Below are 13,153 nucleotides of genomic sequence, written 5' to 3'. Positions count from 1 at the left end.
CGACTGCCCCGCGGGCAGGGTGTACTGCAACGGCGTCACCGCCTGCACGTCCACGCCCGCCGGGTAGGCCGAGGCCTCCGGGTACGCCCGGCCGTAGACCGGGATGCTCTGCACGCCCGCCTTGGGCGTGGCCACCGCGCCGCGACCGGGGATGGCGTTGGCGCTGCGGAACCAGCCCTCCTGGCCCAGGTACCAGATCGCCGTCCAGTCGCCCGAGCGGCGCGAGACCACGAAGTGCTGGCCCGCGTCCACCCGGCTGCCGACGTCCGAGACCCGCATCGTGGACGGACCGTTGGGGTTGATGCCCGCGTCCTTGAGCAGCGGCGCGGTGTCGCTGGGCTGGGTGCGCAGGACCACCGAGCTGGAGCTGCGCGGCGCGCACGGGTTGCCCTTGCCGTCGCAGTTGGTGAAGGCGGGCTTGTTGGTGGCGAAGTCCGGCTTGACCGTCACCACGTTCGGCGCGCCCGCGTCACCGCGGAAGGGGGCGCCGAGCAGGTCGAAGTAGTGCGACCAGTCGAAGTAGGGGCCCGGGTCCCAGTGCATGCCCGCCACCGTGGAGGGAACCGTGCCCGGGACGTTGTCGTGGCCGAGGATGTGCTGGCGGTCGACCGGGATGCGGTACTTGTTGGCCAGGTAGCGCACCAGCTTCGCCGAGGTGCGGTACATCGCCTCGGTGAACCAGGTGCCCTGCGCGGCGAAGCCCTCGTGCTCCAGGCCGATCGCCTTGGCGTTGACGTACCAGTTGCCCGCGTGCCAGGCCACGTCCTTGGTCGGCACGTGCTGGGCGATGTAGCCGTCGCTGGAGCGCAGCGAGTAGTGCCAGCTCACGTACGTGGGGTCCTGCACCAGCTGCAGCGTGGTGGCCCAGGTGGCCTCGGTGTCGTGGATGACGATGTAGTCGACCTTCTGGTTGACCGGCCGGTTGGACAGGTCGTGGTTGCCGTACCCGCCGTCGATCTGCTGGTAGGGCGCGGGCACCGACCCGCAGGAGATCCCCGTGGGGCACTCCACCGCCGCCGCGGCCGCCGTGGTCAGGTTCATCCGGTCGAGGGCGGACCTGTCCGGGTTCACCGGGGAGGCCGCCACCGACACCGGCTGCCCGTCGTCGGTGGTGCGCGCCGCGCCGGAGGACAGCACGGAGAACACCTCGTCGGCGAACGCCGCGGCCGCGCCGCGCTCGGTGGCCCCGGAGTAGCGCGCCACCGCGCCGTACCAGGCCGACGGGTCGGTGGTGCGCTTGCCGCCCAGCTGCTGCTGGTAGTGCGCCAGCAGCGCCGCGCCGCCGCGGATGTTCGCGGTGGCGTCCGAGCGCAGCTTGGCCTTGTCGATCCCGGTGAGCCGGGCGGCCAGGTCCACGGTGTGCAGCGAGGCCACGACCCCGCCCACCTCGGCGGGCTCGGGCGCCAGCGCGGGCCGCGCGCTGTCGCCGCGCGGGTCCTCGGTGCCCTCGTTGTGGTGCAGGCCGAGCGCGCCCGCGTTCGCGGTCTCCAGGTCGGTGAGGTGCATGGGGCCGTACCCGGCGGCGGTGCTGGGCTGCCCGCCGTTGGTGTCCCACCTGCTCTCCAGGTACGACACGGCGAGCAGCACCTTCTCCGGCACGCCGTGCTCGGCGGCGGCCGCCCGGTAGGCGGCCTGGCGGCCGCTCGCGGCGGGGTGCGGCGGCGCCGCGGTGGCGGGCGCGGTGGCACCCACCACCGCGAGCGCGGTGAGCGTCAGGGCCAGTTTGCGGGACACGGGACGGCCTTCCTGGGCGGCTGCTGGAGTGGCTCAACTCTCCTGCGTGCCGCGCCGCTGCGTCAATCGGCTATCCACAGGACGTGACCCCTACCCCCGTCACACCCGGTTGAGCAGCGGCACCCGGTCCTCGACGACGAAGCCGGCCGCCGTCTGCACCGGCGCCCCCGCCGTGCGCACGTAGGGCAGCACCCGGAAGTCCGCCCGCAGCTCGGAGGGGGTGAACCGGGTCCGGACGTAGCCCCGGCGGTTCTTGTAGAAGCGCAGGTGCGGGTTCTCGGCCAGCACCGCCTGGTTGGTGCTCTCGTCGCCGTCGCCGGTCGAGGTGATCGAGGTCGTCACCAGTTCGGTGGCCACCCCGCGCGAGCCCGGGTCGTCGTAGCTCAGCTTGACCTCGCCCGCCCAGTGCCGGTGCACGTCGCCGGTGAGCACCACGCCGTTGCGGGCGGTGCCCAGGCCCGCGGCGATGGTGTCCCTGCTGGTCTTGTAGCCGTCCCAGGCGTCCATGGAGAAGCCCTGCTTGTCGCCGGCGGTCAGGTCGCGCTGGGCGAAGAACACCTGCTGGCCCAGCACGTCCCAGCGGGCGCGGGAGGTGCGCAGGCCGTCGAGCAGCCACCGCTCCTGCGCCGCCCCGGTGATCGAGCGGCTCGGGTCCAGCCGCTCGGCGCAGTCGACCCTGGTGCCGTCGCCGCACGCCTGGTCGTCGCGGTACTGGCGGGTGTCGAGCATGTGGAAGTTGACCAGGGAGCCCCAGCGCACCCGCCGGAACAGCTGCATGGCGCCCCCGGTGGGCCGCGCGGAGCGGCGCAGCGGCAGGTTCTCGTAGTAGGCCTGGAACGCCGCGGCCTTGCGCGCGGGGAACTGCGGGTCCGGCGCCTCGGGGGTGTCGCCCGCCCAGTTGTTCTCGACCTCGTGGTCGTCGAACACCACCAGCCAGGGCGCGGTGGCGTGCGCCAGTTGCAGGTCCGGGTCGGTCTTGTACTGCGCGTGCCGCAGCCGGTAGTCGGCCAGCGTGCGCGTCTCCGGGCCCGCGACCGGGCGCACGTCGGCGGCCTTGGCGGCGTACTCGTACTGGTAGTCGCCCAGGTGCAGCACCAGGTCGGGCTGGTCCTCGGCGAGCCTGCGGTAGGCGGTGAAGAAACCCTCGCCGTAGTGCGAGCAGGACGCGAAGCACATCGTCAGCGCGCCCAGGGTGCCCGCGGCGGGGGCGGTGCGGGTGCGCCCGGTGGGGGACAGGTGCCCCTCGGCGCGGAAGCGGAAGAAGTACTCGGTGCCCGGCCGCAGCCCCGCGGGCTCGACGTGCACGCTGTGCGCCGCCTCCGGGCGGGCGAACCCCACCCCCGCGCGCACGACCCGGGTGAACCGCTCGTCCGCGGCGAGCTGCCACTGCACCGGGATCACCCGGTTGGGCATGCCGCCGTGGCCGTCGGGGGCCAGCGGGTCCGGGGCCAGCCGGGTCCAGAGCACCACCCCGTCCTCGGTCGGGTCGCCGGAGGCCACGCCGAGGGTGAACGGGTCGGCGAGCCGCCGGGGGGCGGTCGCGGCCAGCGCGGGCAGGCCGACGGCGGTGAGCCCGACGGCGGCGGCGCCACCGAACAGGACGGAGCGGCGGGTGGGGAACATCGAGGGACCTCCGGTACGCGCACGGTTACCGGTTCACCATGTTCGCCCTACTCGGGTGACCTGCGACCCACTTCCGGGTGAGGGTTTGGTGAGCCTTGTGCGTCCTGCGGGTGGTCGCGGGTCACCCGTCCCGTAGGTTCGGCGCCGTGCACCAGGTCCTCGAACTCCTGCGGGCCCGCCGCGCCGCGGGCACCCGCGCGGACGGCCGCACCCTCGCCCTGGCGGTGGAGGGCGGCGGCAGCCGGGGCGCCTTCGGCGGCGGCATGGTGCTCGCCCTGCAGGAGCTGGGCTACTCGGCCTGCTTCGACGCCGTCTACGGCTCGTCGGCGGGCGCGCTCAACGCCGCCTGGTTCCTCGCGGGCCAGGCCACCCCGGAGTTCATGGGCTGGGACGACCCGGCGGTGATCCGCCGCGTCACCAACCCCTGGCGCGCCCTGCGGCTCGGGCCCGTGGTCGACACCAGGACCCTCATCCAGGACGTCTACGAGGCCATCCCGATGGACTTCGCCGCGGTGCTGGCCAACCCCACGACCTACCACCCGCTCGCCACCGACACCGCCACCGGCCGCTCGGTCGACCTGCACCCGCACATCACCGACCAGCGCACCCTCCAGCTCGCCATGCGCGCCAGCACCGGCCTGCCCCTGCTGTCGGGACCCCCGGTGGAGCTGGGCGGCGCCCGCTACGTCGACGCGGGCCTGGCCGAGGCCATCCCGTACCGCACCCCGCTGGCCGCGGGCTGCACCGACGTCCTGGTCCTGCGCACCCGCCAGACCGGCTGGACCGCGGGCCCGCCCTCCGCCCTGGAGGACAAGGTCGTCACCGCCTACCTCAACCGGGCCGCCCCCGGCGCCCTGTCCTCCTGGCAGGCCAGGGAGCGCCGCCAGGCCGAGGACGACGCCGCCCTGGCCGACCACCCCGCCGTGCTGGAGATCCGCCCGGCCGCCGACGCCCCCCTCGTCGGCAGGCTCACCAGGAAGACCGACCTGCTCGCCGCCGCCGTCCACGCGGGCCGCGAGGCGGTCCGCACCGCCCTCAAGGCCTGATCATGCACACCCGGGTCGCCGGGTCGAGCCCCAGCGCCGCCTCCCGGCGCACCACCAGCGCCAGCCCCCCGGTGGCCTCGACCACCCGGAACCCCAGCCGCCGGTAGTGCGGGGCGTTCCACGGCACGTCCGCGAAGGTCGTCAGGGTGATCCCGCCCCCGTCGTCCACGTGGTCGATCAACGCGGCCCCCAACCGCATCCCCCGGTAGGCCGGGTCCACGCTGACCTGCGCCACGTGCACCCGCCCGTCCACCCGCTCGGCCAGCAGGTACGCCCCCACCGTCCCCTGCCCGCCCGCCGCCGCTGTGCCCCGCCCGCCCACCACCGCTGTGCCCTGCCCGCCCACCCCCGCTGTGTCGTGCCCACCCGCCCGCGCCACCTCGCACACCCAAGCCCGCCCCGCCGCCGCGAACCGCCCCAGCACCTCCGCCGACGGCGGCTCGTCCTCGGCCACCCACGCCATCCCCACGTCCCGGAACGCCGCCCCCGCCAGCACCTCGACCTCCCGTAGCCTGGGGAAGTCGGCGGGCACGGCCTGCCTGATCACGTGGGTCACCACCCCAGCATCCCGCCCCCGGCGGGCGGGTGCGCGACACGGTGCGGCGGGGCACGTTGCAGCGTTAGCAGTCGCGTGGGTAGAGTGCTAGTCGCACGGCACCGGTGTCGCCCCGGCACCCGCGACGGCGGGGTGGCAGGAGCCGTAAGTCAATCCTGCCAACGCTTTCGACGACCCGTGGAGGTCACAGCGGTGAGCGTCAACATCAAGCCGCTCGAGGACAAGATCGTCGTCCAGGCGAGCGAGGCCGAGGCCACGACCGCCTCCGGCCTGGTCATCCCGGACACCGCCAAGGAGAAGCCCCAGGAGGGCAAGGTCCTGGCCGTGGGCCCGGGCCGCATCGACGACAAGGGCAACCGCGTCCCGGTGGACGTGGCCGTCGGCGACGTCGTCATCTACTCCAAGTACGGCGGCACCGAGGTCAAGTACAACGGCGAGGAGTACCTGATCCTCTCCGCCCGCGACGTGCTGGCCGTCATCAACTAAGACCACCCAGCACGCTGAGCGCCCCGGCGCCCCACCGGGGCCACCGGGGCGTTTCGCGTGGACGGAGAGGGAGCAATGCCCAAGCAGATCAGTTTCGACGAGGACGCCCGCCGGGCGCTCGAGCGCGGTGTGAACAAGCTCGCCGACGCGGTCAAGGTGACCCTGGGCCCGCGCGGGCGCCACGTCGTGCTCGCCAAGAAGTTCGGCGGCCCGACCATCACCAACGACGGCGTCACCATCGCGCGCGAGATCGAGCTGGAGGACTCCTTCGAGAACCTCGGCGCGCAGCTGGCCAAGAACGTCGCCACCAAGACCAACGACGTCGCGGGCGACGGCACCACCACCGCGACCGTGCTCGCCCAGGCGCTGGTGCGCGTCGGCCTGCGCAACGTCGCCGCGGGCGCCAACCCGACCGGCATCGGCCGGGGCATCCAGGCCGCCGCCGACGCCGTGGTCGAGTCGCTCAAGGCCAAGGCCACCCCGGTCAAGGGCCGCGACAACATCGCCCAGGTCGGCACCGTGTCCTCCCGCGACGCCTCGATCGGGGCGCTGCTCGGCGAGGCCATCGAGAAGGTCGGCGAGGACGGCGTGATCACCGTGGAGGAGTCCTCCACGCTGGCCACCGAGCTGGTCGTCACCGAGGGCGTGCAGTTCGACAAGGGCTACCTGTCGGCGCACTTCGCCACCGACCTGGAGGCCCAGGAGGCCGTGCTGGAGGACGCCTACGTCCTGCTGCACCGGGAGAAGATCTCCTCCCTCAACGACCTGCTGCCCGTGCTGGAGAAGGTCGCCCAGTCCGGCCGCGCGCTGCTCATCGTGGCCGAGGACGTCGACGGCGAGGCGCTGTCCACCCTGGTGGTCAACTCGCTGCGCAAGACGATCCGCGCCGTCGCGGTCAAGGCGCCGTTCTTCGGCGACCGCCGCAAGGCCTTCCTCGACGACCTCGCCATCGTCACCGGCGGCCAGGTCATCTCCGCCGAGGTCGGCCTCAAGCTGTCCGAGGCGGGCCTGGAGTCGCTGGGCTCGGCGCGCCGCGTCGTGGTCACCAACTCCGACACCACCATCGTCGACGGCGCGGGCACCAAGGCCGACATCGACGGCCGGGTGGAGCAGCTGCGCAAGGAGATCGAGGCCACCGACTCCGACTGGGACCGCGAGAAGCTGCAGGAGCGGCTGGCCAAGCTCTCCGGCGGCATCGCGGTGATCAAGGTCGGCGCGGCCACCGAGACCGAGCTGGCCGAGCGCAAGCACCGCATCGAGGACGCGGTCGCGGCCACCAAGGCCGCGGTCGAGGAGGGTATCGTCCCCGGCGGCGGGTCCGCGCTGGTGCAGGCCGCCAAGGAGCTCGACGGCGGCCTGGGCCTCACCGGTGACGAGGCCACCGGCGTCGCCATCCTGCGCGAGGCGCTGTCCGCGCCGCTGTTCTGGATCGCCGCGAACGGCGGCCAGGAGGGCGCGGTCGTGGTGAACAAGGTGCGCGAGCTGCCCTGGGGCCAGGGCTTCAACGCCGCCAAGCTCACCTACGGCGACCTGCTCGCCGACGGCGTCGTCGACCCGGTCAAGGTCACCCGCTCCGCGGTGGCCAACGCCGCCTCCATCGCCCGCATGGTGCTCACCACCGAGAGCGCGGTCGTGGAGAAGAAGGTGGACGAGCCCGACGCCGGTCACGGCCACGGGCACGGCCACGGCCACTGACCGGACCCCCGGCCAGAGCACGGCGAAGGCCCCGACCAGGACTCCTGGTCGGGGCCTTCGCCGCGTCCGCGGGTGCTCGCGCGCCCCCGGTCCCCTCCGACCGGACCGGGGCGCCCGCTCAGCGCGTGGCCGAGGCCAGTGAGCGCTTGTCCGTCTTGATGATCGCCTCGCGCTCGGACTCCGAGAGCCCGCCCCAGATGCCGTAGGGCTCGTGCACCGCGAGCGCGTGGCTGCGGCACAGCGCCAGCACCGGGCACGAGTGGCAGATCGCCTTCGCCTTGGCCTCCCGCCGGGCCCGCGCGGGTCCGCGCTCGCCGTCGGGGTGGAAGAAGAAGGCGCTGTCCATGCCCCGGCAGGAGCCGTCCAGCTGCCAGTCCCACACGTCGGCGTTCGGACCGGGGAGCCTGCGGGTGTCCGCCATCGCCGCCTCCAAAGAACTCGTTCACACGGGTCCGCGGCCGCGGGGGCTCGCGGGCGCGGGTCTTGCGCTGTGCACCGTCCGGCAGCGGTCGACTACTCCATTCGGTTCAGCGGGTTACACGCTAGAAGCGCGCCACGGCTTGTTCAAGGGTGATCGACTCATCGGTCTGCGGGTTCAGCCGATCGGCATCACCCGGTTGACGCAGCGTGTTCGTCCGTCCGGTTGCCGACCGGCAGGCGTCACCCGACGATGGGTGGGTGCCGCCGGAACCCCCGTCCCGGGACCTCGGAGAGTCGGTGCCCGCGCCACCGCCCCCGGTGCCGGAGCCGACCCTGCCCGTCGCCGCCGTCGCCCGCAGGCTGGGCGTGGCGCCCGCGACGCTGCGCACCTGGGACCGCCGCTACGGGCTGGGCCCGCGCGGGCACACCACCGGCAGGCACCGCCGCTACACCGCCGCCGACCTGGCCAGGTTGGAGCTGATGCGGCGCGCGCTGCTCAAGGGCGCCACCCCCGCCGAGGCGGCGGGCTACGCGCTGCGGGTGGCCGACGACCCGGCCGCCCTGGCCGACCCGGCCCCGCCCGTGCCCGCCCAGTCCCGCGCGGCTCCGCCGCCCGGGGGCGGGCCGGAGGTGGCCGCGCTCGCCAGGGCCGTGCTGGCGATGGACGACGCCGCGGTGGGCGGGGCGCTCGCCGCCGCGCTGGCCGGGCGCGGGGCGCTGTGGGTGTGGGACGAGCTGGTGGGCCCGGTGCTGGCCGCGGTGGGGGTGGGCTGGGCGCACCCGGCCGACCGCGGCACCGAGGTGGCACACCTGCTCGCGGAGTGCGTGCTCACCGAGTTCGTGCGGGCCACGCCCCGGGTCGCCGGGCCCGCCGAGGTGCTGCTGTGCTGCGCGCCGGGCGAGCGCTACGGGCTGCCGCTGCACGTGCTGCGGGCCGCGCTGGCCGAGCGCGGGGTCGCGGTGCGCACCCTCGGCGCGGCCGTCCCGGTCCCCGCGCTGGTCGCCGCCGTCCGGCGCACCGCGCCCGCCGCGGTCGTGGTCTGGGCGCACGCGACCGCGCACGCCGACCCGTCGGTGCTGCGCGCGCTGCCCGCCGCCCGGCCCCGGCCGCTGGTGGTCGCGGGCGGCCCGGGCTGGGCGGGGGAGGGCCTGTCGCCCAGGGTGGAACACCTCGCCGGTGTGGGTGACGTCGTCGCCCGCGTGGTCACGGTGTCACCGGGTGTCGCACACTCCCCCCGTGAGTGACCCCGGACTGTGGGAAGCGGCCTTCGGCGACGCACCCAGCGCAGACCCGTTCCGACCGCCCCGCACCCCCGAGGAAGCCTGGGCGTCCGGGGTCGCCCTGGGCGGTCGGGGGCACTACGCCGCCGCCCTGGCCCGGCTGGGCCCGCTGCTCACCGGCCGCGACCCGCTGCTGGCCGCGCTGGCCGCCGCCACCGCCGCCTCGCACCGCCGCCAGCTCGGCGCCCACGCCGCCGCCCGCGTCCTGGACGGGCGGGGCCTGGCCGCCCTGGCCCGCGTCCCCGCGGACCACCCGCGGCTGCCCGAGGCGCGTTCCGACGTCCTGCTCGGGCTCGCCGCCGACGCGGTCGGCCTGGGGCGCGCCGACCAGGTGCGCAGGCTCCTGGCCGAGGAGGCCCGCGGCCCGGACCCGGGGTGGCGCGGGCGGATCCGGCGCGGCTGGCTGGCCGCGGAGGCCGCGCTGGGGGCGGGCAGGCCGCGGGAGGCGCGGGCCCCGGCGGCGGTCGCGCACGAGCTGGCGGCGGGCAGCGGCTCGGCGCGGCACCGGGCGAAGTCGGCGATGGTGCTCGGAGCGGTGCTGGCCGCTTCCGGTGACGCTGCGGGGGCCCGGCCGTTGCTCAGCGCAGCCCTGGACGAGGCCCGCCGCGGCGGGTTCGCGCCCCTCGGCTGGCCGTGCCACCTGGTCATGGCCGATGTCGAGCCGCCGGCCGCCGACGAGCACCGGCGGGCCGCCGCGGCGCTGCTTCACTGTGTGTTGCGACACTCCGACGCGCGCGGCAGGCAGCTCGCCGCGGACTCACCGTGGGTACCTGACCTCGTGATTCAACCGTTGCTCCGGACGGGTGACGAGGGCGAACCGGTGGGTTGGCGGATTCGTTGACAGATTTACCACCTCATCGTGTCAAGGTTCGGGGGCCGGCGTCCGATAGGGGATATGGAACGTCACTCGGCTGCAGGAAGGAGTCCCCGTGACGACGGTCTTGATCTGCGACGACCGGCGCAGCGTGCGCGAGGGATTGACCCGTGTCATGTCCGCTGTCCCCGGGGTCAGTCGCATCGACTGCGTAGCGCACGGTGACGAGCTGCTCGCCCGCTTCTCCCGCCAGCCGGTGGACGTCGTGCTGGTCGGCACGCAGCGCGCCGTGCCGACGGGCGTCGAGGCGACGCGCAGGCTCGTCTCCGCCAACCCCCAGGCCAACGTCATCGTCTTCGGCGCACCGGACGACGCGGGCAGCATCGCCGCCGCGATCGCCGGTGGTGCCCGCGGCTACCTGCGCTGGGACGCCTCGCGCCCCGAGCTGGTCGCGGCGCTGGCGCACACGCTGGCCAGCACCTCGGTGCCCGCACCCCGCCAGCCCTCGGACCCCGGGGTCCAGCTCACCGACCGCGAGCTGCAGGTGCTGCGCGGCATGAGCCAGGGCAAGAGCAACGGCCAGATCGGCCGCGAGCTCTACCTGTCCGAGGACACCGTGAAGACCCACGCCCGCAGGCTGTTCCGCAAGCTCGGCGTGCGCGACCGCGCGCAGGCCGTGGCGCACGGCTTCCGCCGCGGCCTGGTGTCCTAGCCGCCCGGCTGGTCAGCGACCGGCCGCTGGTCGACGACCAGCGCGGTCACCCGCGTCGGCGGCGAGCCGTGCGTGCCTGAGGGGAGTCAGGCCCGCACGGCTCGTCGTGCGTCCCCGTCCCCACCGCTCCACCCGCCAGACCCCGCACCACAAGACCCAGCCCCACCCGCCAGACACAGCTCCACCGAGCCAGACCCCGCCAGACCCACCCCGGACCGGTCCCGCGGACCGGCCGGGGCGCCGACGACCTCGGTCCCCCTGCGGCGGTCGCCACCACCACGACCTGCGCGGACCCGGCACCCCCGGTGCCCGGCGCGCGGCGACCCCCGTCCCACCGGTTTGGGGAAGGCAGCTACCGTGTTGTCCGTCACGCCGTTGCCCGCGCCACCGCCGCGGGCCGCTCGACCACCCGCCCCCGCGCCACCCGCGCGGCACCTCGGCGCCCCGATCGGCGCGCAGCCGGGCGGTACGGTGGACACCGGGTGTGGTCCGACCACCCCCGGAGCTGCCACGTTGACCCGACGAGTAACACCAGGGCTGCATTCTGCGATGACCACATTGGGGGACGGACTGGACGCGTCCGTGAGCGCCGCGGTCGAGGGAGACCCTCGGGCGATCGAGCGCGTGCTCGCGTCGGTCCGCCCCCTGGTGGTGCGGTACTGCCGCGCCCGTGTCGGAAGGCAGGAGCGCTCGTACGCCTCGGCGGACGACGTGGCCCAGGAGGTGTGTCTCGCGGTGTTGACGGCGCTGCCCGGCTACCGCGACCAAGGCCGTCCCTTCCTGGCGTTCGTGTACGGCATCGCCGCGCACAAGGTCGCCGACGCGCACCGGGCCTCCTCGCGTAACCGATCGGAGCCGGTGGCCGATGTCCCGGATGGGCCGGAGAGCGACGCCGGTCCCGAGCAGCGGGCCATGCAGGGCGAGCTGTCCAGGCGGATGGGCGAGCTGCTGGCGGTCCTGCCGGACAAGCAGCGCGAGATCGTCGTGCTGCGGGTCGTGGTGGGGCTCTCGGCGGAGGAGACGGCCGAAGCGGTCGGGTCCACGCCCGGCGCGGTTCGGGTGGCCCAGCACCGGGCACTTGCCAGGTTGCGCAAGACTCTGTCAGCGGAGGAGGTGGTCTGAAATGCCCGACGAGGGCGAGCGCGACGAGCGCGCGGCGGTGGACGGGACCGCGTCCGGCGCCGGACCGAGGTCGAACGTGACCCCGGTGGTGTTCGGCGGTGGCGACCGCCGCACGGCCTTCGAGGCCGCCGACCCGGACGACTTCGTCGACGACGACGGCGCCGTGGACATCTCGCTGGTGCACGCCGACGACGCCTTCCTCGACGCGCTCGGCGCCGCGCTGCGCGAGCCCGACCGCGCCGAGCACGACTTCGGCGACGACGAGCTGGCCGCGCTGCTGACCTCCTGGCGCGACGAGGTCGACGCCGAGCCCATCGGCGAGCTGGTCGACACCCAGCTCGCCCAGGCCACCGTGCTGCAGGCGCGCACCCGGCGCGGGCACCGCAAGCCCCGGCTGCTGGTGCCCTTCGCCGCCGCGGCCGCCGTGCTGGCCATCGCCTTCACCGGCGCGGGCCTGGCCGCCCGCGACGCCCAGCCCGGCGACACGCTGTGGAGCCTGACCAAGGTCCTCTACTCCGACCACGCCAAGTCCGTCGAGGCCGCCGCCTCGGTGCGCAACGACCTGGAGATCGCCCAGGCCGCGATCAACCAGGGCAGGCTGGCCGAGGCCAAGGACAAGCTGGACGAGGCCGAGAAGGGCCTGCCGTCGATCAGCAACGAGGACGGCCACGGCGAGCTGGCCCTCAAGCACGCCGACCTGGTGTCGCTGCTGAGCCCGCCCGCCGCGGGCCCGGCCACCCCGCCGCCGCTGCCCGCGCCGTCCACGGTCGCCCCGGTGACCACGACGCCGCCGGTGGCCAGCGACCCGACGACCAAGCCGTCGACCACGCAGCCGAGCACGCCGTCGACGACCACCACCCCGCCGCCGCCGTCGACGACCACCGAGGCGCCGCCGACCACCACCGAGCCGAGCACGCCCACCGAGGAGTCGCCCAAGGGCGAGACCGGCGGGTCGGGCACGGAGGGTGCCGTGGTGAACGAGGTGCCGCTGGGCCTGCCCGGCTGACACCCCCGCGCTGACGGGCCGGTGCCCCCCCCACGGGGGTGCCGGCCCGTTCGCTTTCCGGCGCACAGCCACCTGCCCGAGAACGGACGAGAGGGGCGGAACCGCGGTCGCGGTTCCGCCCCTCCGCCGTCCTGGGGTCCCCTGGCGCGCTACCTGGCGCTCTCGCTGGCGGTGACGCCGTCGGCGTAGCCGCGGCAGTACTCCCAGCTGACGTAGGCGTCCGGGTCGGGGTCGAACGCGGGCTCGTGCGGGCGCATGCGGCCGTCGTCGAGCAGCTGCTTGAGGCTGGCCGCCAGCAGCGCCCAGTCGTGGTAGTGGGGTTCGTCGCACTCACCGCAGTCGACGACGATGCCGCGGACGCCGCGGGGCTCCAGCAGGGCCTGGTAGACGGCCAGGTCGGACAGGTCGCCCACCAGGTCCTCGCGCTCCTGCGGGGTCATGGGGCGGTCGTCGTCGTGGTCGTGGTCGTCGTCGAGCAGGTCGCGGGCAGGGTCGTGCGGGTCCCCGGCGAAGGGGTCCGGGGGCAGACCGTCGCCGCGCTGCGGGTCTGGGGGTAGGTCATGCGGCACGAGCACGCACGGTACCCGCCGACCGGGGCAGTGTCCCCCGGATACCATGGGGTGACCGTGCCGCGGGGGCGCTCCCGCGGGTCCACGGC

The 13,153-nt window shown here is 74.9% G+C and carries 13 protein-coding genes; 8 read left to right on the top strand and 5 right to left on the bottom strand.

Features of this window, described 5'->3' with window-relative positions; translation table 11 throughout:
* Both BJP25_RS23995 and BJP25_RS23990 read right to left on the bottom strand, forming a co-directional pair.
* A partial coding sequence (locus BJP25_RS23995) for an N-acetylmuramoyl-L-alanine amidase (protein WP_075977252.1) occupies window positions 1-1,734 on the bottom strand: 1,734 nt, incomplete at its 3' end.
* Between the two features lie 99 nt (window positions 1,735-1,833).
* Window positions 1,834-3,357, bottom strand: coding sequence for an alkaline phosphatase D family protein (locus tag BJP25_RS23990; RefSeq protein WP_075977251.1), 1,524 nt, complete (start codon window positions 3,355-3,357; stop codon window positions 1,834-1,836).
* A gap of 146 nt (window positions 3,358-3,503) precedes the next feature.
* Here BJP25_RS23990 and BJP25_RS23985 point away from each other — a divergent pair, with 146 nt between their 5' ends.
* Window positions 3,504-4,403, top strand: coding sequence for a patatin-like phospholipase family protein (locus BJP25_RS23985; protein WP_075977250.1), 900 nt, complete (start codon window positions 3,504-3,506; stop codon window positions 4,401-4,403).
* Here BJP25_RS23985 and BJP25_RS36335 read toward each other — a convergent pair.
* A complete protein-coding gene (locus BJP25_RS36335; RefSeq protein ID WP_269844575.1) occupies window positions 4,393-4,959 on the bottom strand; it encodes a GNAT family N-acetyltransferase in 567 nt (188 codons plus the stop codon). The two genes, BJP25_RS23985 and BJP25_RS36335, sit on opposite strands and share 11 nt — an antisense overlap.
* A 192-nt stretch (window positions 4,960-5,151) precedes the next feature.
* Here BJP25_RS36335 and groES point away from each other — a divergent pair, with 192 nt between their 5' ends.
* Both groES and groL read left to right on the top strand, forming a co-directional pair.
* Window positions 5,152-5,445 (top strand): co-chaperone GroES, encoded by a 294-nt coding sequence (gene groES, locus BJP25_RS23975; protein WP_026316263.1) that lies wholly within the window; start codon window positions 5,152-5,154, stop codon window positions 5,443-5,445.
* A 75-nt stretch (window positions 5,446-5,520) separates the two neighbouring features.
* A complete protein-coding gene (groL, locus tag BJP25_RS23970; protein ID WP_075977249.1) occupies window positions 5,521-7,140 on the top strand; it encodes a chaperonin GroEL in 1,620 nt (539 codons plus the stop codon).
* A gap of 118 nt (window positions 7,141-7,258) precedes the next feature.
* Here groL and BJP25_RS23965 read toward each other — a convergent pair whose 3' ends face one another.
* Window positions 7,259-7,561 (bottom strand): WhiB family transcriptional regulator, encoded by a 303-nt coding sequence (locus BJP25_RS23965; protein ID WP_075977248.1) that lies wholly within the window; start codon window positions 7,559-7,561, stop codon window positions 7,259-7,261.
* A gap of 296 nt (window positions 7,562-7,857) precedes the next feature.
* Between BJP25_RS23965 and BJP25_RS23960 the strand changes: the two genes are divergently transcribed.
* From BJP25_RS23960 to BJP25_RS23940, 5 genes are all read left to right on the top strand, one after another.
* The gene (locus tag BJP25_RS23960; RefSeq protein WP_233158233.1) at window positions 7,858-8,805 is read left to right on the top strand and encodes a MerR family transcriptional regulator; all 948 of its coding nucleotides are present in this window, start codon (window positions 7,858-7,860) and stop codon (window positions 8,803-8,805) included.
* Window positions 8,798-9,682, top strand: a complete 885-nt coding sequence (locus BJP25_RS23955) for a hypothetical protein (protein WP_075977247.1) — start codon at window positions 8,798-8,800, stop codon at window positions 9,680-9,682. The genes BJP25_RS23960 and BJP25_RS23955 overlap by 8 nt, the downstream gene beginning before the upstream one ends.
* A gap of 88 nt (window positions 9,683-9,770) precedes the next feature.
* Window positions 9,771-10,367 (top strand): response regulator transcription factor, encoded by a 597-nt coding sequence (locus BJP25_RS23950; RefSeq protein ID WP_018682728.1) that lies wholly within the window; start codon window positions 9,771-9,773, stop codon window positions 10,365-10,367.
* 549 nt (window positions 10,368-10,916) lie between these two features.
* Window positions 10,917-11,489: a sigma-70 family RNA polymerase sigma factor gene (locus BJP25_RS23945; RefSeq protein WP_075977246.1), complete on the top strand. Its 573-nt coding sequence runs from the start codon at window positions 10,917-10,919 to the stop codon at window positions 11,487-11,489.
* Window position 11,490: 1 nt separating this feature from the next.
* On the top strand, window positions 11,491-12,495 hold the full coding sequence (locus BJP25_RS23940) for an anti-sigma-D factor RsdA (protein ID WP_084794443.1): 1,005 nt from the start codon (window positions 11,491-11,493) through the stop codon (window positions 12,493-12,495).
* A gap of 149 nt (window positions 12,496-12,644) precedes the next feature.
* Here BJP25_RS23940 and BJP25_RS23935 read toward each other — a convergent pair whose 3' ends face one another.
* Window positions 12,645-13,112, bottom strand: coding sequence for a DUF5319 domain-containing protein (locus BJP25_RS23935; protein ID WP_158075710.1), 468 nt, complete (start codon window positions 13,110-13,112; stop codon window positions 12,645-12,647).
* Window positions 13,113-13,153: the final 41 nt, after the last annotated feature.

Source organism: Actinokineospora bangkokensis (assembly GCF_001940455.1).
Taxonomy (GTDB): Bacteria; Actinomycetota; Actinomycetes; order Mycobacteriales; family Pseudonocardiaceae; genus Actinokineospora; species Actinokineospora bangkokensis.
This window is presented reverse-complemented; position numbering and strand designations above follow the sequence as displayed.

Coding starts and splice junctions, on each gene's coding strand:
- groL (WP_075977249.1), top strand. CDS start 5,521: ATGCCCAAGCAGATCAGTTTCGACGAGGACGCCCGCCGGGCGCTCGAG.
- BJP25_RS23945 (WP_075977246.1), top strand. CDS start 10,917: ATGACCACATTGGGGGACGGACTGGACGCGTCCGTGAGCGCCGCGGTC.
- BJP25_RS23940 (WP_084794443.1), top strand. CDS start 11,491: ATGCCCGACGAGGGCGAGCGCGACGAGCGCGCGGCGGTGGACGGGACC.
- BJP25_RS23965 (WP_075977248.1), bottom strand. CDS start 7,561: ATGGCGGACACCCGCAGGCTCCCCGGTCCGAACGCCGACGTGTGGGAC.
- BJP25_RS23935 (WP_158075710.1), bottom strand. CDS start 13,112: ATGGTATCCGGGGGACACTGCCCCGGTCGGCGGGTACCGTGCGTGCTC.
- BJP25_RS23990 (WP_075977251.1), bottom strand. CDS start 3,357: ATGTTCCCCACCCGCCGCTCCGTCCTGTTCGGTGGCGCCGCCGCCGTC.